We start from the raw sequence: 20241 nt of genomic DNA on the forward strand, positions 1-20241 counted from the left end.
TGAAAATGGCGCTATCTCCGATCAGACCGGGGATAGCGCTTTGATTTTTTAAGAGCCTATACAAAAGCCCCATTTATCTTACAGCAACTGTTGCTGAGCGGTTCTTTTCTCAATATACCGAATGAATAACTCGGCAAGCTCCGGATCGAACTGTGAACCCGAACATGCGCGTAGCTCCCGAATCGCTTCTTCCACGTTCTTGGTTTCCTGATACGGCCGCTCTGTCGTCATGGCATCAAAGGAGTCAATCACGGTCAGCATCCGGCACAGCCGGGGAATCTCGTTACCCTTTAGGCCGTAAGGGTAGCCCTTGCCATCATAGCGCTCGTGGTGAAGTTCAATATACGGAATCAGATCGGCGAAGCGATCGTTCGTGATCACCATTTTTTTGCCCCAGGTGACATGTCCCTTGATCGTTTCCCATTCTTCTGCGGTGAGCTTGTCTTTCTTGTTCAGAATGGACCAGGGAATCTCCAGTTTGCCGATGTCATGAATCAGTGCTCCCAGCACGAAACGACGTTTCTCCGCATTTTCCAGTGCGAGCAATTCACTGATATCCAGTGCATATTTGTAGACCCGTTTGGAATGTTTGAACGTATCCATATCCTTGTATCTGAACAGATTGAGCTGCTGCTCGATGTCACGAACGTCCTGTACCAGATCAATCTCATGTTCCATACCATCATTGCTGCCGTGGCGGTGCACGTTGTTCTTGCCCTGTTTCTTCGCATAATACAATGCTTTATCCGCCTGATCCACGAGCTGGGATTTGTTATACATATCCACCTGATAGGGCGCGACGCCAGCAGAGAAGGAGAGACAACCATGTGGAAACACTTCAACGCCTTCAAACGGCGTGTCGTTCAATTGTTTACGCAGCTTGTTCATGAACCTGTAGGATTCGTCCAGCTCCATGCCTGGCATGAGCAAAGTGAACTCTTCCCCTCCATAACGAAAAGCGGTAACAGGTGTGCCTTCCGTCTTGCGCATCAGAAAATCCCCCAGCAGGGCCAGCAGACTGTCACCTTGAAGGTGGCCAAACCGATCGTTATACTTTTTGAAATCATCGATATCAATAAGTCCCAGACAAAGCGGTGTTCCCTGCGTACGAGCGGTGGTTAGTTCATTTTCCAACATACTTTCAAAATAACTATGGTTGAACAGACCTGTGCGTTGATCCGTGTTCGCCTTCTCCTCAATGCTCTGATACATGACAAACAACTGCTTGAATGCATGGGAGAGCAGAATGCTGAGACTCAGATACAACAACAGACCAAGTACGCCATTGTGCACAACCAGAATCGTCAATACTAGCGCCAGAATCAGCGTACATAAATAAACCAGCAGGGATTCGGTAACGAATGCCCGCTTCATCTGCTGTAATGCATCCTTTGTTGAGAAATGAAAGAATAAGCCAAGTGTGATCGTGTTGATGATGAAGTAGGCTGCGAGCGCTGCAAAATAAGGAATCAGGTTATAGCCGTCCAGCGTTCCCGATTGCCCGCCAGTCCAATCAAACACGGCAGCTGCTCCCGTAATCATGAGACTGTAGATGCTGAAATTAACAATGTGTTTCCACCAGGTTAGCTTGCGCTCTTTGATTAACAGGATGATGGAGACAGGAAGCAGTACAGATAAACTGAAAGCTCCGCCAAACATGAATATACAGGCAAGGTATACCGATGAATCCATGGATTGCTGATTGCCTTTGGGTGGAATCTGGAACGTGAAGTAATCCAGAATTAACGCCGCACCCAGCATGGTGTAGACCATAACCCAATCCGCCGTGGTTAGATGAAGATAAGACCACTTGTTCATGTACAGAAAAACACCGATCCCGGTACAGCTAAGCAAAATAACATACAGACTGCTTCGATCTGCCTTATGGATAAGGTTACGAATAAAGTTCATAAAAAATCTCCTGCTTGGGTTTAGTCTACTCTTGATGTGTATATAAATTGAGCTGATGGGTATTAACACTTACAAATGTTCAGTTCAATATATAATTGTTGTTCTTGTATTGGGATATATTATATAGATGTTTAACATACCAATTTGCCTGGCAAAAATCCAGAAAGAAAAAACAGGCCGCTGGCAGCCTGTTTGTCTTGTTTGGCGGTATGGATACTAGCCGCCCAGCTTGTATCCCGAGGTTAATGCTACAACGACAGAAGCCACGATGATTGCGTTGATGACAATGCGGGAATATTTCACACCTTCAAATTTTTTCATGGAGAAGACCTCCCTTCCTTGGAGTCTACCTGGTTCTCTTTAAGCCTGATGAGTTTTAGCGGTTTGTACAGCCTTTTTGTCCCGATTCACCATCATGTATTGGATAAAAAGAAATATGCCAATATTCATGACCACATCACCGATGCTGATGACTTGAGTCCGTGGATAAGGGCTGGAGAGTGGGATGATATCACCGAGAAAAGGCAAATGTGTAGATGCATCCATCATAAAATGCTTTGATACGGCGCCGCCTTCCCGGAGCATGTCTACATAGTAGGGTCCCAGTACAGCGGAGGCTTCCACAGAAACAGGCATGCGCCCACCGTTTACAGCCATAACGGCAAAATTGAGAAATACCCCAATCCAGATGAGCATGAAACCGGTATGGTGTCTGTTGAGCCACAGAAAGGCGAGCCCTGTGATGTAGACGGCAGCAAAGAGATATCCATTAATGGATGCCACCCATTCGAATCGTTCCTGGAGATAGAAAATAAAGAACTGGATTAGCAACAATACAGGGAAAATCCAGCCGCTTCGCAGCTTGAGTGCTGCAAACTGGTTGAGCCCATGCCGCAACCCTCCCCGAAAAAAACCAACGATTAAGCCTAGTAGAATACCGTCATATACCATGGAGTAACTCCTGTTCGTGCGGAGATATGCAATATGATTGCGTGTTTGTGTACATAAAGGATTCGACCTTATATTGGTAATTCCTGCATGAGAAAAATGATTTTGTAGAAGAAATTCGCAAAATGCTGAACAAAAAACCGCCTTTACGAATCTAGGGGTCGAAAACCCTGGAAAATTCGGTAAAGACGGATGTTTATAATGGCAAAATACGAGCTTTAATTCGGTTGGAGACGGAATTTATTTTATTCAGATCCACCGTTCAGATAGTTGAAGAAGGGCTGGTCCACCCAGAAGTCATACGTCGAAATGTCCGCATCAGGAGCCAGCTTTAGGAAACCTTCCCGAATGGATTTGGCATTTTCCTTCAGAGAGAAGGACTGAGCATAGTAATTGCCAAGCGCGATCTTATTATTGGAAATGACCGGATAGCTGGCCAATGCCGTTGGTGAGTAATAAAGTGGTTGCCACCAGGAATTGAGAATCAATGGAGATGTACTGTCACTGTTCTTCTTGGCATATTTCAGAACAATATCATTGAAGCGGACTTTGTCTGCCACATTGTTGAACTCGAACTGAATATCATATTCCTTCGCAGAAGCGATATAGTTGCCGTTTTCGATCTGTGTCACTTTATAGTCTGGCGTTTCCTTCGGCTCTCCCCATTCCTTCAAATAAATGAAGGCAGATGTCTTCGGCTGGAATTGCACATCAGCATCAATACCTTCGCTACGCAACAAACCAACCAACTGTACAGCATGTTGAATATTATCGTGGCCGTAGGTAAGTGTCAGTTCATCGATAAAGTTGGAATCAAAGCGGCTATCCTTCAGATTATAACCTGTTACGAGATCATCTCGCAGGGCCTGATCCACAATCTTTCTCAGCTCAGGTGATTCGATCAGATCCGCTGTGCGATATGCAGCATACAGTTTGGAATAGATGTCCGCATCGCCGGAACGCCCAATCTCATGTTTGTATTTCCCTTGACTGACCAATACACGTCCAAGCAGAGTATCAGCGAAATCTTTACTTGCTATGCCACCCTTAAGGAGAGCGGGGTATAAGCTTTCGGGAATCAGGCCTGTATCAATCGCTGCAGCCAGTTCCTGTGCGGCTTGTCCCTGAACACGGTTCGGGTTAATGCCAACCTTGGCAAGCGCTTTGGCTGTTTTCTCAGCAGGATACGTATAGGCGAGCTCCTTGAATCCAGCTGCTTTCACCGCGATGAAGACGGCAGTATAAGTGCTCAGTTGATCCTTGGCACGTACTTCTGTACCTGTAAGAACCCCACTATTGAATAAGGAAACGGCAGCGTTATAAGAAGAATCACCCGAGGCCAGATCGGTAAAGACAGGAGCTTTGGCTTCACTGTCACTTGCTTGAGTTGCTTCCGTGATGGCTGCAATGGCTTGAATGAAATCACCTTTGGTCATCTGTTGCGGCAATTGAATGTTGTATTTCGCTTGCAAGAATTGAGCAAAATCCGCTGCGCTTTCCGTATAGGCAACTGGCGCCTGAGCTACTGGTCCTTTGACACTTTGTGAGGTGGTGGGTTTAGCCGGAGTTGCAGATGCTGCAGAAGCGGAAGCGGGCAAGCTAAGGCTGCCGAGTGTTACCGGAGCGGCGAGTAGGGCCGCCAACGTGATCTGGGTGATTTTTTTCAAATGAATAGCCTCCTTAAAATGGGTTGGAAAATAAGTAGCTTTCGGTTATAATCCTGACAAATCCTATCAGAATAGAATAATTGGATTGACTTTAGCACGGAGACGCGCTGGATGTCAATGGAAAAAAAGCTTGCTATAAAGCGGTTTCCAAAGCTTGGTAGAAAGCAAATCATCAAATATATTCTAATTGAGTGTATACGCTCAAAGATTTATTGACAAGGATCGACAGTATCCGCTAGGATAAGAAAAAAGAATATTGAAAAGGGGTATTTTCAAAATGAAAAGAGGTTTATCGTTCGTCTTATCGATCATCATGTTGGCTATTTTGTTGGCAGCTTGTGGGAATTCGGCTTCCAAAGACGAACAATCCGCCCAAGGCAGTGATTCGGAGAAATCTCTTCGGATGGCCCTCGTACTTCCCGAAAAAATAGGGGTTAACCCTTTCTTTGTACAGATGGATGAAGGCTTCAAAAAAGCAGGCGAAGAATTCAAAGTAGACACCAAGACGATTGAATCGACAGACCCGGCAGCATTTGAACAAAATCTGCGTGCTGCGGTTGCCGAGAATTATGATCTGATTATTACAGCAACTTTCCAGGCAGAGGATGCATTGAAGAAAGTCGCTGCAGAAAACCCGGACAAGTCCTTTGCAATTGTAGATACAACCGTGGATCTGCCTAACGTACGTAGCGTTGGTTTCCGTGAATATGAAGGGGCGTACCTGCTCGGTGCAGCTGCTGGATTGTCCACCAAAACAGACAAAGTCGGCATGATCGCAGCAATGGACGTACCACTGATCAAGAAATATACAGAAGGTTTCAAAGCGGGATTGGAATCCGTGAATCCGGATACTGAATTCCTTGTGAATTATGTAGGTGGATTTAATGACCCGGCCAAAGCAAAAGAATTGGCACTCGTACAATTTGGTAAAGGCGCTGATTTCATCGCTGGCGCATCCGCTGTAGGTGATCTTGGTGTGTTCGAAGCAGCGAAAGAAAAAGGCTTCTACACTTCCGGACAGGATACGGACCGTACGGTTGAAGACCCAGAACATATCGTATTGTCTCAGTTGAAATCAACCGATACGGTTGCTTATGAGACCGTGAAAGATTTTGTAGAAGGCAATTTCAAAGCAGGTGCAGTGAACTACGGCTTGAAAGAAGACGGTGTGGGCCTGACTTACGTTACACGTGATAGCGAATCTCCGCTGAATGCTTTTGTTGGACAAGAAGTGATCGACAAAGTGAAAGCAATCAAGGATGATATCGTATCCGGCAAAATCGTAGTCAAAGATCCATTGCAACAATAGTTTTGAATGTTCTTTTCAATGAATGAGTAATGGAAATGATCAGCCGGCTGCCCGATCAGGCAGCCGGTTTTGCTGCTATTAAATGACCGAGACCGAGAGGAGCGAACGCGAGATATGCTGTTGGAGATGGAGCACATTACGAAGAAATACGGCGGCTTCACCGCTAACCGTGACATCCGTTTTAATTTGCGTGAGGGAGAGATTCATGCCCTTGTAGGTGAGAACGGGGCCGGTAAAACAACCTTGATGCGTATGTTGTACGGCATGGAACAGCCTACGACAGGAACAATCAAAGTCCGTGGACGCGAAGTGAGCTTCGCTACGCCGTCCCAGGCGATGGCAAGTGGCATCGGTATGGTGCACCAGCATTTCATGCTGTTCCCTTCCTTTACGGTGGCGGAGAACATCGTGATTGGGCGCGAACCGGCGAAGGCAGGTACATTTGACCGCAAAAAGGCAGCGGCCCAGGTGAATGAGCTTGGCAGACAATATGGTATGCCGGTGGACCCGTGGAAAAAAGTATCCGAGTGCCCGCTTGGCATGCAGCAGCGTGTTGAAATTCTCAAGGTGCTGCATCAGGGTGCAGACATCATTATCTTGGATGAACCTTCGGCGGTACTGACGCCGCTGGAAGTAAAAGAACTGCTGGCGAACATGAAATCACTCGCCAAGCTGGGCAAAACCTTTGTACTAATTACCCACAAGCTGCAAGAAGTCATGGATGTAGCCGACCGGATCACGGTGCTTCGAGATGGTCAGGTGACTGGAACGCTGGAAGCCAAGGATACACATGTGGAGGAATTGTCCCGTCTGATGGTTGGTCGTGAACTTGTGCGTATGGACAAGCAGCCATCGGTTCCAGCCGAAGCGGTGCTTCAGGTGGAAGGGGTCAATCTGTCTGGAGCAAAGGATCGTTCGGCGCTCAAGGATATCCACATGGAAGTTCGAAAAGGCGAGGTTGTTGGTATAGCAGGCATCTCGGGTAACGGCCAGTCGGAACTAATTCAGGTCATTGCAGGACTGCGTAAGGCAGACAGTGGTCGCGTTGTGCTCTCCGGGCAGGATACAACCAATTGGCCTGTACGGCGCATTCGGGAGCATGGACTTGCTCATATTCCGGAAGATCGTTACATGTGGGGAGCAGCCAAGGATGCGAGTGTTCGCGAGAACGGACTGATGGGCCATCATCATCGCTTGCAGTCACGTGGCATTATCAAAGCGAAAGCAGCAAGAACGATGGTAGAGAGCTGGATCAAACAGTTCAGCATCAAGACGGGATCTGCGGAGACCAAGGCGCAGTTTCTGTCCGGAGGTAATTTGCAGAAGCTGATTGCCGCTCGTGAATTTGCACAGGATACACCGTTTCTGATTGCAGCCGAACCAACCCGTGGTGTGGATATCGGAGCGATGGAGACGATTCATGCCGAATTGCTACGCAAACGTAGTGAAGGTGCGGGTATTCTGCTCATTTCATCGGAATTGTCTGAGATTTTGCAATTATCGGATCGCATTATTGTGATGTATGAAGGTGAAATTGCCGGGGAACTGAGAGCAGAGGAAGCAACTGAGGAACAGATCAGCTTGTTAATGGCAGGAGGGAAAGAGCGGATATGAATCGGGTAAAAGAAACACTTCGCGGACTCGTACAGCCGCTGCTTGCCGTATTCATCGGTCTGATTGCAGGGGCTGTGGCGATTCTGATTGTTGGCGGTAATGTGGTGGATACGTATGCGGAGATGTGGAAAGGGGCCTTCGGCAACTTCTACTTCTTCACCAATACACTGGCTCGTTCGACACCTATCATCTTGGCGGGACTTGGCGTAGCCTTGGCATTCCGGGCCGGATTTTTCAATATGGGAGCCGAAGGCCAGATGATTCTTGGCGGGCTCAGTGCTGCGCTCACGGCGCTCTATCTGCCAGGCCCGGGCTGGTTCGTGTGTATTGCTGCGATTGTAGCAGGTATTGTTGCCGGAGGAGTCTGGTCTCTATTTGCAGGTTGGCTGGATGCTCGTTTCGGCATGAATCTATTGATTACAACTTTACTACTTAACTATATTGCCATTTATTTTGGCGGATACATGGTCTCCTATCCATTCAAGGATCGGACTGGATCAGCAGCGATGGCTCAGACACCCATGATTGACCAAAGTATCTGGTTGCCGAAGTTGTTCCAGGGCATGGGACTGCATGCTGGCTTCATCATTGCCATTGTCGCGGCTATGCTGATCTACTGGTTCACTCACAAAACGGTGACGGGTTACGAGATCCGCATGCTCGGCAGCAACCCGTCCTTTGCAACCTACGGTGGTGTTCGTCGCATTCGCATGATGATGCTGTCCATGGTCATTAGTGGTGGACTTGCTGGACTGGCAGGTGCGGGAGAAGTGCTGGGTACACAGTACCGTTTCCTTGATGGCTCGTTGTCATCGGCAAGTTATGCATGGAGCGGCATTATGGCAACGCTGCTTGCCCGCTCGCATCCACTTGGTACAGCTGTAGCAGCTATTTTGCTGGCTGCGTTACAGACAGGTGCCATGGGGATGGAACGGAACACGGATGTGCCGCTGGAAGTCGGCAGTGTCATCCAGGCCGTATTGACGTTATTTGTATCAGCTCAGATCGGTTATTCATTCCTGAAGCGGAGAAAGGAGAAAAAGTCCAATGCAACAACTGTTTGATGCAGCCATGTTTGGCTCAACCTTGCGGATTATGACTCCAATCCTGCTTGCAGCGCTCGGTGGGGCTTTATGTTCCCGTGTCGGTCTGTTCAACGTGGGTCTTGAAGGACTGGTTTTGATTGGTGCGTTCTCTGCCATTGTCGGTAATTATCTGTTTGGCAATGTGCTGCTGGCTGTACTCTTTTCCATTATTATCGTCATGTTGTTCTCGGCGCTCTTTGCCTTTATAAGTATTAATCTCAAGGCCAACGCCATCGTGGTCGGGATCTCGCTGAATTTCCTGGCTGCGGGGGTGACGACCTTTGCACTGCGTGCGATTTTTGATGTAAAAGGTGCATACTACGACAAAGACATGGTTGGACTTCCCAAGTGGGATATTCCACTGATCAAAGACATCCCGTGGGTGGGCGATGTATTATCGGGACATAGTCCCTTGGTCTACCTCGGTATTGTGCTCGTGATTGGACTGCAATTTTATCTGTTCAAAAGTGTATCCGGCTTCCGCCTGCGCTCCGTCGGTGAGAACCCGATTGCAGCACAGAGCATCGGGATCAAGGTACGCGGCATCCAGTATGGTGCCGTTCTGATGTGCGGTGTGTTGTGTGCTCTGGCTGGCGCACAGTTGTCGCTCGGTCAGGTGACGATGTTTACCGAAGGCATGACTGCTGGTCGTGGCTTTATCGCGCTGGTGGCAACGATGCTGGGGCAAGCGAATCCGCTTGGCGTGATGGGCTCCAGTGTACTGTTTGGCTTCATGGAAGCATTGAGTATTCGTCTGCAAGGCTTCTCCTTGCCAACCCATTTTACATTGATGCTGCCGTATATTGTAACGCTGGTCGCGATGTTCTTTTTCAAAGACCGCACTTATGCACAAGATGCACTGAAAGCGGGCGGAAGCTCGCGTTAATTCCTGAATGCCCATGCTAGAGGCAGAAGAAGAAGGAGGAATTCCACTTGCATAACAAGGCTGAACGTTTGAAAAAAGGAAAAACCCCGGCACCCAAAGCAAGCAATGATCATGGAGATCGCTTGCCGCCGGGACAGATGCTGACGGAGAAATTCCCGATTCTGCATGAAGGGGAAGTGCCGGAATATGACCTGTCCACATGGGACCTGAAAGTATTCGGAGAAGTGGAAGAGGAGAAGGTGTTCTCCCTGGCCGAGTTGCAGGCGATGCCTCAGGTGAACACGGTAAGTGATATTCACTGTGTTACCCGCTGGTCGAAATTCGATACGCCGTGGGAAGGTATTCGCTTCTCGGATTTTGTGAAACTTCAGGGGGTTAAGCCGGAAGCAAAATACGTCATGATCCATGCGGATCATGATTACGAGACAAATGTACCGCTCGAAGAATTGATGCATGATGATGTATTGCTTGCATTCAAATATAACGGCGAACCACTAACGCCCAAGCATGGTTTTCCACTGCGTATGGTTGTGCCACAACTTTACTTCTGGAAGAGTGCGAAGTGGATACGTGGTTTGGAGTTCATGACAGAAGACCGTAACGGATTCTGGGAAGTGAATGGTTTCCACCATTTTGCCGATCCGTTCAAGGAACAACGCTTCTCGGGTGAAGATCTGCCGATTCCGGAAGACGAGTGGACGAAGAAGGAGTTTGATTGATATGTTGATGCCTATTTTGCAGATTCATTCGGAAGACATGCCGGCATATGCCATTGTCTGTGGAGATCCGGCACGTGCGGAGAAGATTTCCCGCAAGCTGGAACAGGTGAGAGAACTGGCATTCAGTCGGGAGTATCGCACGTTTGTTGGTCTGTACGAAGGGGTACAGATCGCTGTGGTTAGCCATGGTGTAGGTTCACCTGGAGCAGCTGTCTGCTTCGAGGAATTGATTCGCGCGGGTGTAACAACTCTGATTCGTGTAGGTACGGCGGGATCGTATACAGCGGATTTTCCGGCAGGTAGTGTGATTGTGAGTACAGCCGCTGTTCGTACAGACGGGTTGACTCGCCAACTGGTACCGGATGGTTTCCCGGCGGTAGCAGACATTGGGGTGACGCAAGCGTTGATTGAAGCTGCTCGTGAGCAAGAAAGCGCGGATGCTGCAACATTTGCAGGCAAAGTCGGCGTTGGTATCACCGTAACACTGGATGCGTTCTTTGCAGGCGTGGAAGAGATTCCACATCGCAAATACAAGCAGGCTGGGGCACTTGCGGCCGAGATGGAAATTGCGGCACTCTACATCGTCAGCACCTTGCGTGGCGCTCGTGCCGGAGCCATTGTCGCGATTGACGGATTCGCGGACAGCGACCTGGCTGCTGAGTATGATCCGCATACAGATGCGGTTGGACAAGCGGTGGAGCGCGAGATTAATGCCGCTCTGGCAGCGCTAGTCGCGCTTGCTCGTCAGGATCAGGCATAGGTTAGTTTAAGGCAAGTATACATTTTTTCTCATTGTTACAAGCAAAACAGAAGATGATGTCCATTTAAGGTGTACAATATAAAAAGGGCGTCCCGTAAGGTCATAAATATGACCCAGGGGGCGTCCTTTACTTTTTGATTTTTTCGTTTTTGGTTCAGTGGAGCCTTTTAAATAAACTGAAAAAGAAGAGGGGATGCAGGTACAGTAGCGAATTGTATTTGCATGGCATGTTATTAAATTAGGAGGGTGATTATATATGGGTTGGAGTGAATTACGTGAAATTCCTAATGAATACAACGAAGAGGTACAGCGGATTGATGAGCAACTTTTGAAACTGGTTGCAGCTAGAAAGGAAATAACCGGAGCCGTCCAGTACCAACCCCCTCAAAGTACTATCGATGAATGGGTGAGCTTACTGGATATGAAGGAGGAAGATATCCGATATGTTCTTCGTAGCGTGCAGCCGATGCCGCAAAGACACTACTTTCCAAGTGAACCTCTTCAATTGACGAGTGTGGTGCCGATTATGAAGAAAATGATTAAAGATTCATGTGAGTATACGATCACACATTCGATGCAATATGAAGGCGAAAGCCTCGTTTATGTGGAGATTCAATATAAGGGGAATGAAGCTGAGCGTATACAAATGGTTCCACATTTGGCTCTGGAAATATTCAGCGAACAGAGGCATATCACCATGAGACATGGCAGTCGTGGAGGAGGTGGGGAGACGCAAATTAGTTTCCGAGTGGTTCCTGCCCTTCCTTCTTCTCTGGAAAACGTTCGATTCTCCTTGATTCCCTCCATACCAGAGTTGGAATACAAAGTAGAGGAAATCATTTTGGATAAACAGGTTGATTTCGATTAACGGGGAACAGGATATATCATGAAAAATGACGTATGGATAATGCGCATGTATTTAGGGCGCATATCTATACGTCATTATCTTTATCTGGGGAATAAGTGGATGGCCTGTCCTTCGCGAAGAATGATAATGCAGAAAATGGGCACGTTATATAAAGGAACATCAACATGAATACGAAAAAAGGGAGGACTCTACGATGACACAGAACAATCAACCTCAGGATGAAGCGGAAATTCGCAACAAGCTGGATGAAGACGGGGATTCCTTGATGGAGAAAAAGAAAATCTTGAGCGGAGTGGACATTGAGCCGCAGGCGGACGAATGGGCAGCGAAGCCATCACCTGTTGCTTTTAATGAAGGAAATACTTCTTCGAAAAAATAATCAACATGAGCATCATATGGGCTTGATGGAATGAAGATAAATTTTGTGAAGCAGGTACCCTTATGGTATCTGCTTTTTAGTTGTATAATAATGTAAAATTCAGCAGACGAAAGAGTGATAGGGATGAGCACGAAGGGGAATGTTAACATTCGAAAGGCAGAACTCAGGGACTACTCTGGCGTGTCATGGTTGATGGATGAACTGCACCAGATGCATGTTGAGGCGCGGCCGGATCTATACAGAGTGTTAGAGACCAGAATGGAGGAGAAGGAATTCACCGAACTACTGGAAACGGACAAGCGATACCTGTATGTTGCCGAGTCTTTAGAAACAGGCTTGATTCTGGGTTACGGGAGTGCGCAGTTGAGTGTAATTCAGGATAACCCATTGATGGTGGATCGCAAGATGCTGTACATCCATGAACTTGTGGTGGATACCAAGCATCGGGGCCAAGGAACGGGCAAACAGTTAATACAGGCATTCATCGAGCTAGGAAGAGAGCTTCAGGCAGACAGCGTGGAATTATCCGTGTCGACGTTTAACTCGGACGCACAGGCTTTCTATGAACAGATGGGTCTGGTCGTTCGCAGCAGCAGGATGGAATATACCTTGTAAGATGCACTGCTCTTTATAATTCGAACAAGCAATCATCTATTTTTAACAAAATATCAAAATGAACTTGAATACCCCCATGGGGTATGTTACTCTTAGAAAAGAACGAAAGAAAAGGGGTGTTCATGATGGATCATCAGAGCCATCCCGAGGAACCTTTGCAATCCTCCATGTCCGATTCAACGGAAGCTTCGGCTACAGTTCAAGAAGCAGTATCCTGTCATACCGAAGGCAGTGATGGGAAGCATGTGCGCAAGAGTCACCATTCGCAGGAGATGAAGAGTAACCTGGTTTCTCGTTTGAACCGTGTGGAAGGTCAGATTCGCGGGATCAAGGGATTGATCGAGAAGGATACGTACTGTGATGATGTGCTGACGCAGATCGCGGCGGCTCAGTCTGCTCTTAATTCGGTAGGCAAACTTCTGCTTGAAGGCCATATGAAGAGCTGTATCGTTGAACGCATTCAGGCTGGTGAACATGAGGTTGTCGATGAACTGCTGGTTACGATGCGGAAGTTAATGAAGTAAGATGAATCAATTCACCTAATTAATTTTATCATTTTAATATACCCCAAGGAGGAATTTACAATGTCTAATGTTACGTTGAACGTTACGGGAATGTCTTGCAATCACTGTGTGAAGTCGGTTGAAGAAGCTGTGAAGAATACCGGTGCGAGTGGTAAGGTTGATCTGGCAGCGGGAACAGTAGCGGTGGAATATGATGAGCAGACGGTGAACGTGGATCAGATCAAAGCTGCGATTGAAGATCAGGGATACGATGTAGTCTAAAAAGGGATCACAGGCTTAAACCGAACATGCTCATGGGCGAAAAAGAGGTCAAAGTACCTTTTTCCAAGAGCCAGGTTTAAGCCTAATTTTCTGTCTAATATATACCCCTTAGGGGTATGTTGAATGCAACATACAAAATTGAATCGACATGAAAGGAGCTGACATGATGGATAACTCAACGAATAAACCAACGGATAAACCAACGGATAGATCATCTGAACCCACCCCAATACCACCTATGGCAGACGCACCAGGACTGAAGACAACACTGCATATCACGGGCATGACGTGTGCCGCATGTTCGACACGAGTGGAGAAGGGCTTGTCCCGAATGGAAGGTGTGCATCAGGCTAATGTGAACCTTGCGATTGAACAGGCAACCGTTTCTTATGATCCAAAGACAACCAACGTGAATGCGTTGCGGGATAAAGTAGAGGCGCTTGGCTACGGAACGGTGTCCGAATCGGTTGATCTGAACATCACCGGTATGACGTGTGCTGCCTGTTCTGCCCGGATTGAAAAGGGTCTTTCCCGACTACCGGGGGTATCTCAGGCGAATGTGAATTTGGCGCTGGAGACAGGGCATATCGAATATGCCGCGGGCTCATTGAAACCTTCGGATATTACTGCCAAGATCAAGCAGATGGGCTATGGTGCTGAACTGCAATTGACCCAAGAAGAGACCACATCGGTTCGTGAACGTGAGCTGCAACGCAAAAAGTGGAAATGGATGATATCGGCTTTGTTATCAATTCCTTTGCTGTGGGCAATGGTTGGGCATTTCTCGTTCACATCCGGAATCTATGTACCCGAGCTGTTCATGAACCCTTGGTTCCAACTGCTGCTGGCAACACCGGTACAGTTCGTGATTGGGTGGCAGTTCTATATAGGAGCGTACAAAGCACTTCGCAACCGCAGCGCGAATATGGATGTTCTTGTCGCACTGGGTACCAGCGCAGCGTTTTTCTACAGTCTGTATCTGACGTTATCCAGTGGGTACTTGCCTTTTGCGTCGGTGGATCATAGTGCAATGGGAACGGGCACAGCCGCCATGCCTTCGGTAGAACTCTATTATGAGACAAGTGCAATTCTAATTACGTTAATTTTACTGGGAAAATGGTTGGAAGCTGTGGCGAAAGGTCGCTCTTCACAGGCGATCAAAAGCCTGATTGAGTTGGCTCCACGTGAAGCCCGTGTCATCCGGGATGGACAGGAAGTTATGGTTCCTGCTGCATATGTTACGGTAGGAGAACTCATTCTGGTGAAGCCGGGTGACAGCATACCAGTAGATGGTATCGTTGAGGAGGGGCAATCCTCTGTAGATGAATCCATGCTAAGTGGAGAGAGCCTTCCCGTGGATAAAAAACCGGGAGATGCCGTTACAGGTGCTACGCTGAACAAAAATGGAGTATTACGACTGCGTGCGACCCGAGTAGGTTCCGACACGGTTCTGTCCCAGATTATCAAAGTGGTGGAACAAGCACAGGGCTCTAAAGCGCCGATTCAACGGATTGCAGATGTTATATCCGGCATATTTGTTCCGATTGTCGTCGGCATAGCTGCATTGACATTCTTGATCTGGTATCTGTTTGCAAGTCCGGGTGACTTCGCCGGTTCCCTTGAAAAAGCCATTGCTGTGCTCGTCATTGCCTGTCCATGTGCACTGGGGCTGGCCACGCCGACCTCAATCATGGCTGGATCAGGCCGTGCTGCTGAGTACGGCATTCTGTTCAAAGGCGGCGAACATCTGGAGTCCGCACAACAGATTCAGACCGTGGTGCTCGACAAAACAGGTACAGTGACTCAAGGTAAACCCGGGCTTACCGATGTTATCACGGCTCCGAATTGGACGGAATCGGATCTGCTTGAACGTGTGGGAGCGGCTGAACAGAGTTCCGAGCATCCGCTGGCAGAGGCGATTGTTGTGGGTATCCGTGCCAAGGGCCTGGAGCTGATCCCAACAGAGAAGTTCGAGAACATACCGGGATATGGTGTGCGAGCTTCAGTAAAAGGGCAGGAAATTCTGGTCGGCACACGGCGATTGCTTGCGGATGAACAGGTCAATGTCTCAGAGGAAACCGTTCAACAGATGAACCGACTGGAAGAGCAGGGGCGTACAGCGATGCTGGTAGCGGTGGATGGTCAGTGGGCAGGGATTGTGGCTGTGGCTGACACCATCAAGGATACCTCTCGTGAAGCGATCGGTCGTCTTCAGGCGATGGGGATTGATGTTATCATGATCACGGGAGACAATGAGCGGACTGCTCGCGCTGTAGCGGAACAGGCAGGGATCGGTAAAGTGCTGGCTGAGGTTCTGCCCGAAGGTAAAGCTGCGGAAGTGAAGAAACTTCAGGAGAGTGGCCTGAAAGTTGCCATGGTAGGTGACGGCATTAATGATGCTCCGGCACTTGCTACTGCGGATATCGGGATGGCCATTGGAACAGGAACGGATGTAGCGATGGAAGCGGCAGATATTACATTGATGCGTGGTGATCTGAACAGCATTGCAGATGCGATTGAAATGAGCCGGCGCACGATGGGTAACATCAAACAAAACCTGTTCTGGGCACTCGGATACAACGTTATTGGTATTCCAATTGCGGCAGTTGGCTTCCTGGCTCCATGGCTGGCAGGGGCGGCGATGGCGTTCAGCTCCGTATCGGTTGTACTGAATTCCCTACGTCTGCAACGCATGAAGCTGAAGAGAAATGACTGACCGACCTTTGTTTGGAGATACATTCAACGCCTTATTGTCAATGAAGTGAGGATGAATAAATGCGCGGTTCGCTGCGGCGGACCGTGTTTTTTTGTTGAGAAAAATACAGTTAAGTCGCCAGAAAGTAAGCCTAAATTGTTGGTATAGATGTTCTTTTCTACGGAGAAAAGATAGCATAATGCTCTTTTGTGAAAATGGATCGATAGTATTCATGAATAAAGCTTACGTTTTCTGAATATTTCAAAAATGAGTTGACAATATGGTCATATTCACATAAAATTTAAACGATCGTTTGATTCAAACAACTGTTTAAATCAAATTAGAACTATTTTGAGTAATGGAGGACACCTTTTATGTTACAGGCTTTACGTACATTGTTTAAAAAACCGCCAGTGATTGTAGGGATCGTAACAGCACTTATGTTCCAAGTGATCTTTAGCGTGATCTGGATGACCGCATATTCTGGAGTAAATGACCGTGCAAAAGAATTGACGGTTGCGATTGTGAACGAGGACGGTGAAATGTCCAAAGGCATAGCGGAATCGCTCGCAGGAACACTGCCTTTCCACACCGTAGCCAATCTGAGTGCAGCTGAAGCGTTGGATCAGTTAAATCATCACCAAGTACACATGGTGCTGGATATCCCGGCTGGATTTAACGAATTGCTTCAGACGGCTGGCTCAACCGCCGAGATTAAATACACCATTAATGAAGCAAACCCGGTTACGATTAAAAGCATGATGCAAGGTGTATCACAAAGTGTGACAAACACGATTAATAAACAAGCTACAGCGCAAGGGGTACAAACGGTACTTACTGCTTCGGGCGCGCCTGCTGATCAGGCTGCTGAAGCTGCTGCGAACCTGGCTACCCGAGTGGAAGGAACGACAACGTCCATCAACCCGGTTAACGGGATGAATAATCAGATGGTGCCAATGATGATGGTACTGGCTTCCTATGTAGGTGCCATGATCATGGGGATGAACCTCCAGACAGCCATGGGTATGCTGTCATCTACCTATTCCCGTTTGACTTTGTTTGGCTCGCGAGTAGTCATTAACGTGGGTTCTGCATTGGTCGTTTCCTTGCTGGGATCATCACTGATCGTGGCACTGGGCGGACAGATTGCACAAGGATTCGTTGCGTTCTGGTTATTCCAGGCACTCTTCCTATGCACGTTCATGTTCTTCTCCCAGTTCTTCCTGATCTGCTTCGGACCGGCAGGAAGTCTGTTCAACATCATCTCACTGTCCTTGCAGCTGGTATCTTCCGGTGCTATGGTACCGCGTGAATTGCTGAACAGCTTCTATAGCGGCATTGGGCAGTACCTGCCTGCAACATACGCCGTTCAGGGCATTCTGAGCGTGCAGTTGGGAGGACCAGGAGTTCAGTCTGCTGCAGGATCTATCGTCATTGTACTGTTGGTTGCTGTTGCTTTGTCACTGGTCGTGACGTTATTGAAAAAACAACGCATGCCAGCTATGGCTCCAAGCCCGGCTCAAGCAAACAACTAAATACAAAAGATGCATGAAACGGCTTCAGAGATAGGACAAGCACCCCGATGATTTTCATCGGGGTGCTTGGTGTAATATAATAGACAGATGATTCGCTGGCTGTAGTCCTTGAGCTGGAGCGAATGAGATGAACGGACAAGAGGGAGCGGGACGGAATGACGGAACCGGAGTTGGATATCAAAACGAGGATATTACTTGCAGCCAAGAAGCTTTTTGCACAGCAGGGGTATGACGGGACGAGTGTGCGTCAAATCTGTGATGAGGCGGGTGCGAACGTGTCACTGGTCTCATACCATTTTGGCGGAAAAGAAAAGGTGTTCGAGGCATTATTCGAACATTTCTTCCCCGATCATATGATGAACTCGCTGGCTGAAGAGTCCATGTCCTCGCCTGTGGAAGGTATCCGACGAATTATTGGTGAAGTTGTGAAGTTCACGATGACAGATCGGGAGATGAGCGATATTGTGCAGCTTGAAATTACACTGCGTACACATCGCACAGCTACCGTATTTCGTTTTCTGGACCCCGTCTGGACACGTGTGAGGGAACTACTGCAAGAAGGAAAAGACCAGGGATTATTCCAAATCGAGTCCGTATCTTATGCAATGCTTCAGGTTATGGGTGTGGCTTTGGCGCACAAACGGGCCAAGAATTCACGATTTGGCTTTGATTATCAACATATGAATACAGACGAGCTCGCGGAGCAGACGATTGAGTTCGTACTTCGAGGATTGGGAGTGAACCGCCATGAATGAAACCATTGAGTTGATGATGAAACACCGCTCTGTACGAAAATTTAAGCCAGACCCGGTAAGTGATGAGCAGCTCGCAGCCATTGTATCGGCAGGGCAGATGGCTTCCTCTTCAAGCAGTGTACAAGCTTATACCGTGATTGCTGTGACTGAATCGGAGCAAAAGGCCAAGCTGGCTGAACTGGCAGGCAATCAGGCCTACGTCAATGAATGTCCGGTGTTTCTCGTATGGTGTGCCGATCTGTACCGGCTGAGTGATGCTGCGAAACGTCATCTTCCTGAGAAGGAATCGTATGCCGATTCGACCGAGAATTTCATGGTAGCCACGATTGATGCCGCTTTGGCTTCCCAGAATGCCGCTCTTGCAGCCGAATCCCTTGGCTTCGGAATCGTATATATCGGCGGGCTTCGTACTCGGATTGAAGAAGTCGCTGAGCTGTTAGGATTGCCGGAGGGGGTATATCCGGTGTACGGCATGTGTATTGGTGTTGCAGATCAGGAAACGGGAATTCGGCCACGCCTGCCATTGAAAGCCGTTCTGCATCATAATCGGTATAATGCCGAGCAGAGCCTCCAAGGTGTTGCGCAGTATGATGAGACCACAACCGCGTACATGAAAGAACGGACCAATGGAGAACGAACGACCCCATGGTCCGAACTGATGGCGAAGCGTCTGACTGAGCCGACACGTTTGCAGGTGAGACCGTTCCTGGAAGGCAAGGGATTTTTGAAGCGTTAAGTTGAACGGAAGGTAAAAATTTTGTTCCACTTATATATATGTAGATTAGAAGCCAGTCGGGGTGAAAACGACTGGCTTTTTTGTGTTGTGTGGGCACGGGCAAGTGAGAGTGCTTGCAATTACGTGACTGTAATCAAGTTAGGCCGTAGAAACGCTTTGTATTCTGATGAAAGAGACGGGCGGCCCGTTCGGTTCCCATGCCGGTGATCTCACTCCATGCCTGAATGACTTGTCTGGTCATGGCAGGGTGTGTCATTCGTCCCTGAAGCGGCCCTTCGAAGGGCCAAGGTCCGTCGGTCTCGGCCATGACTTGTTCTACTGGATACTGCCGGGCGAGTTCACGAATCTCTTCTTCATAACGAATATCCGGCGTGAAAGAGATGAAATAACCGTTGTCTGCCATGCGTCTTACCGTTTCGCGGGACCCTTTGAACCAGTGGAAATGAGCACGTCGGAATTGATATTGCTCCAGCAGATCACAGACAATATCCGCATCATCGTATACTGCATGAAGGACAAGTGGTTTGTTATGCTTTTTGGCAAGTTGGATGAAACGTTCAAGGAGCTTGATATACCCGCTCTGATCGAAGCGCTGTCCTGCCTGCTCCGCTTCCTGACGATTGTAATAGGGAAGGCCAACTTCTCCGATGGCTGTAGCTTGTCCAATATGCTCTTCGATCCATTGGAAGAACAGGTCCATTTCTGCAACGGAATGCAGTTCCTGTTCTGGATGAAAACCGAAGGCCGGATAGATGGTGCGTGGATGTTGTTCGGCAAGCTCCAGATTGGCTTGGGCAGAAGCGAGATTCATGGACACGGCAATGACTGCTTCGACCTGGTGAGACGGGAAAGATAACAGCATCTCGCGTTGTTCGTCAGGGGTATACTGATCGAAGTGAATATGAGCATCAATTAATGGTGCAAAAGCTTGAGAATGCACGAGGGAATTCCTCCTTGTGTTCATTTATATTCTA

The 20241-nt window shown here is 48.1% G+C and carries 19 protein-coding genes; 15 read left to right on the top strand and 4 right to left on the bottom strand.

Annotated elements, in window-relative coordinates:
• Positions 1-78: 78 nt before the first annotated feature.
• The 3 genes from ACETMN_RS02335 to ACETMN_RS02345 all read right to left on the bottom strand — a co-directional run bounded on the left by ACETMN_RS02335 (position 79) and on the right by ACETMN_RS02345 (position 4526).
• Positions 79-1911 carry a diguanylate cyclase gene (locus ACETMN_RS02335; protein ID WP_411735706.1) on the bottom strand — a complete coding sequence of 611 codons (1833 nt, stop codon included), beginning with the start codon at positions 1909-1911 and terminating at the stop codon, positions 79-81.
• A 360-nt stretch (positions 1912-2271) separates the two neighbouring features.
• Positions 2272-2862, bottom strand: a complete 591-nt coding sequence (locus ACETMN_RS02340) for a DUF5317 domain-containing protein (protein ID WP_091018409.1) — start codon at positions 2860-2862, stop codon at positions 2272-2274.
• A gap of 242 nt (positions 2863-3104) precedes the next feature.
• Positions 3105-4526: a hypothetical protein gene (locus ACETMN_RS02345; protein ID WP_192135596.1), complete on the bottom strand. Its 1422-nt coding sequence runs from the start codon at positions 4524-4526 to the stop codon at positions 3105-3107.
• Between the two features lie 277 nt (positions 4527-4803).
• On the opposite strand from ACETMN_RS02345, the gene ACETMN_RS02350 reads away from it, so the two are divergent.
• From ACETMN_RS02350 to nfsA, 15 genes are all read left to right on the top strand, one after another.
• Complete coding sequence (locus ACETMN_RS02350) at positions 4804-5835, top strand: BMP family protein (RefSeq protein WP_091018412.1); 1032 nt, start codon at positions 4804-4806, stop codon at positions 5833-5835.
• A gap of 114 nt (positions 5836-5949) precedes the next feature.
• Positions 5950-7449, top strand: coding sequence for an ABC transporter ATP-binding protein (locus tag ACETMN_RS02355; protein WP_411735707.1), 1500 nt, complete (start codon positions 5950-5952; stop codon positions 7447-7449).
• Positions 7446-8513 (top strand): ABC transporter permease, encoded by a 1068-nt coding sequence (locus tag ACETMN_RS02360; protein ID WP_091018415.1) that lies wholly within the window; start codon positions 7446-7448, stop codon positions 8511-8513. The genes ACETMN_RS02355 and ACETMN_RS02360 overlap by 4 nt, the downstream gene beginning before the upstream one ends.
• Complete coding sequence (locus tag ACETMN_RS02365; protein ID WP_076332630.1) at positions 8497-9420, top strand: ABC transporter permease; 924 nt, start codon at positions 8497-8499, stop codon at positions 9418-9420. The genes ACETMN_RS02360 and ACETMN_RS02365 overlap by 17 nt, the downstream gene beginning before the upstream one ends.
• A gap of 47 nt (positions 9421-9467) precedes the next feature.
• Complete coding sequence (locus ACETMN_RS02370) at positions 9468-10139, top strand: sulfite oxidase-like oxidoreductase (RefSeq protein ID WP_411735708.1); 672 nt, start codon at positions 9468-9470, stop codon at positions 10137-10139.
• Between the two features lies 1 nt (position 10140).
• On the top strand, positions 10141-10899 hold the full coding sequence (locus tag ACETMN_RS02375; protein WP_091018418.1) for a nucleoside phosphorylase: 759 nt from the start codon (positions 10141-10143) through the stop codon (positions 10897-10899).
• Positions 10900-11155: 256 nt separating this feature from the next.
• On the top strand, positions 11156-11767 hold the full coding sequence (locus ACETMN_RS02380; RefSeq protein ID WP_091018420.1) for a hypothetical protein: 612 nt from the start codon (positions 11156-11158) through the stop codon (positions 11765-11767).
• A gap of 193 nt (positions 11768-11960) precedes the next feature.
• On the top strand, positions 11961-12146 hold the full coding sequence (locus ACETMN_RS02385; protein ID WP_036616704.1) for a hypothetical protein: 186 nt from the start codon (positions 11961-11963) through the stop codon (positions 12144-12146).
• Positions 12147-12269: 123 nt separating this feature from the next.
• A complete protein-coding gene (locus tag ACETMN_RS02390) occupies positions 12270-12761 on the top strand; it encodes a GNAT family N-acetyltransferase (RefSeq protein WP_091018422.1) in 492 nt (163 codons plus the stop codon).
• 167 nt (positions 12762-12928) lie between these two features.
• Positions 12929-13285, top strand: a complete 357-nt coding sequence (locus ACETMN_RS02395; RefSeq protein ID WP_091018657.1) for a metal-sensitive transcriptional regulator — start codon at positions 12929-12931, stop codon at positions 13283-13285.
• Positions 13286-13345: 60 nt separating this feature from the next.
• Entirely contained in the window at positions 13346-13546 is a 201-nt protein-coding gene (locus tag ACETMN_RS02400) for a copper ion binding protein (RefSeq protein ID WP_017691004.1), read from the top strand.
• Between the two features lie 238 nt (positions 13547-13784).
• Positions 13785-16262, top strand: coding sequence for a heavy metal translocating P-type ATPase (locus ACETMN_RS02405; protein WP_411736393.1), 2478 nt, complete (start codon positions 13785-13787; stop codon positions 16260-16262).
• 353 nt (positions 16263-16615) lie between these two features.
• Complete coding sequence (locus ACETMN_RS02410) at positions 16616-17776, top strand: YhgE/Pip domain-containing protein (protein WP_091018424.1); 1161 nt, start codon at positions 16616-16618, stop codon at positions 17774-17776.
• A 155-nt stretch (positions 17777-17931) separates the two neighbouring features.
• Complete coding sequence (locus ACETMN_RS02415) at positions 17932-18531, top strand: TetR family transcriptional regulator (protein ID WP_091018425.1); 600 nt, start codon at positions 17932-17934, stop codon at positions 18529-18531.
• On the top strand, positions 18524-19267 hold the full coding sequence (gene nfsA, locus ACETMN_RS02420) for an oxygen-insensitive NADPH nitroreductase (RefSeq protein ID WP_411735709.1): 744 nt from the start codon (positions 18524-18526) through the stop codon (positions 19265-19267). Before ACETMN_RS02415 ends, nfsA begins: the two co-directional genes overlap by 8 nt.
• 133 nt (positions 19268-19400) lie before the next feature.
• Here nfsA and ACETMN_RS02425 read toward each other — a convergent pair whose 3' ends face one another.
• A complete protein-coding gene (locus tag ACETMN_RS02425) occupies positions 19401-20231 on the bottom strand; it encodes a TatD family hydrolase (protein ID WP_411735710.1) in 831 nt (276 codons plus the stop codon).
• Positions 20232-20241: the final 10 nt, after the last annotated feature.

The organism is Paenibacillus sp. M2, assembly GCF_046713495.1.
GTDB lineage: Bacteria > Bacillota > Bacilli > Paenibacillales > Paenibacillaceae > Paenibacillus > Paenibacillus amylolyticus_B.

Excerpts from the sequence above, each read along its gene's own strand:
- ACETMN_RS02355 (WP_411735707.1), top strand. The coding sequence starts at position 5,950 with ATGCTGTTGGAGATGGAGCACATTACGAAGAAATACGGCGGCTTCACC.
- ACETMN_RS02360 (WP_091018415.1), top strand. The coding sequence starts at position 7,446 with ATGAATCGGGTAAAAGAAACACTTCGCGGACTCGTACAGCCGCTGCTT.
- ACETMN_RS02380 (WP_091018420.1), top strand. The coding sequence starts at position 11,156 with ATGGGTTGGAGTGAATTACGTGAAATTCCTAATGAATACAACGAAGAG.
- ACETMN_RS02350 (WP_091018412.1), top strand. The coding sequence starts at position 4,804 with ATGAAAAGAGGTTTATCGTTCGTCTTATCGATCATCATGTTGGCTATT.
- ACETMN_RS02385 (WP_036616704.1), top strand. The coding sequence starts at position 11,961 with ATGACACAGAACAATCAACCTCAGGATGAAGCGGAAATTCGCAACAAG.
- ACETMN_RS02410 (WP_091018424.1), top strand. The coding sequence starts at position 16,616 with ATGTTACAGGCTTTACGTACATTGTTTAAAAAACCGCCAGTGATTGTA.
- ACETMN_RS02390 (WP_091018422.1), top strand. The coding sequence starts at position 12,270 with ATGAGCACGAAGGGGAATGTTAACATTCGAAAGGCAGAACTCAGGGAC.
- ACETMN_RS02405 (WP_411736393.1), top strand. The coding sequence starts at position 13,785 with ATGGCAGACGCACCAGGACTGAAGACAACACTGCATATCACGGGCATG.
- ACETMN_RS02340 (WP_091018409.1), bottom strand. The coding sequence starts at position 2,862 with ATGGTATATGACGGTATTCTACTAGGCTTAATCGTTGGTTTTTTTCGG.
- ACETMN_RS02365 (WP_076332630.1), top strand. The coding sequence starts at position 8,497 with ATGCAACAACTGTTTGATGCAGCCATGTTTGGCTCAACCTTGCGGATT.
- ACETMN_RS02400 (WP_017691004.1), top strand. The coding sequence starts at position 13,346 with ATGTCTAATGTTACGTTGAACGTTACGGGAATGTCTTGCAATCACTGT.
- ACETMN_RS02335 (WP_411735706.1), bottom strand. The coding sequence starts at position 1,911 with ATGAACTTTATTCGTAACCTTATCCATAAGGCAGATCGAAGCAGTCTG.
- ACETMN_RS02395 (WP_091018657.1), top strand. The coding sequence starts at position 12,929 with ATGTCCGATTCAACGGAAGCTTCGGCTACAGTTCAAGAAGCAGTATCC.
- ACETMN_RS02425 (WP_411735710.1), bottom strand. The coding sequence starts at position 20,231 with ATGAACACAAGGAGGAATTCCCTCGTGCATTCTCAAGCTTTTGCACCA.
- ACETMN_RS02375 (WP_091018418.1), top strand. The coding sequence starts at position 10,141 with ATGTTGATGCCTATTTTGCAGATTCATTCGGAAGACATGCCGGCATAT.
- nfsA (WP_411735709.1), top strand. The coding sequence starts at position 18,524 with ATGAATGAAACCATTGAGTTGATGATGAAACACCGCTCTGTACGAAAA.
- ACETMN_RS02415 (WP_091018425.1), top strand. The coding sequence starts at position 17,932 with ATGACGGAACCGGAGTTGGATATCAAAACGAGGATATTACTTGCAGCC.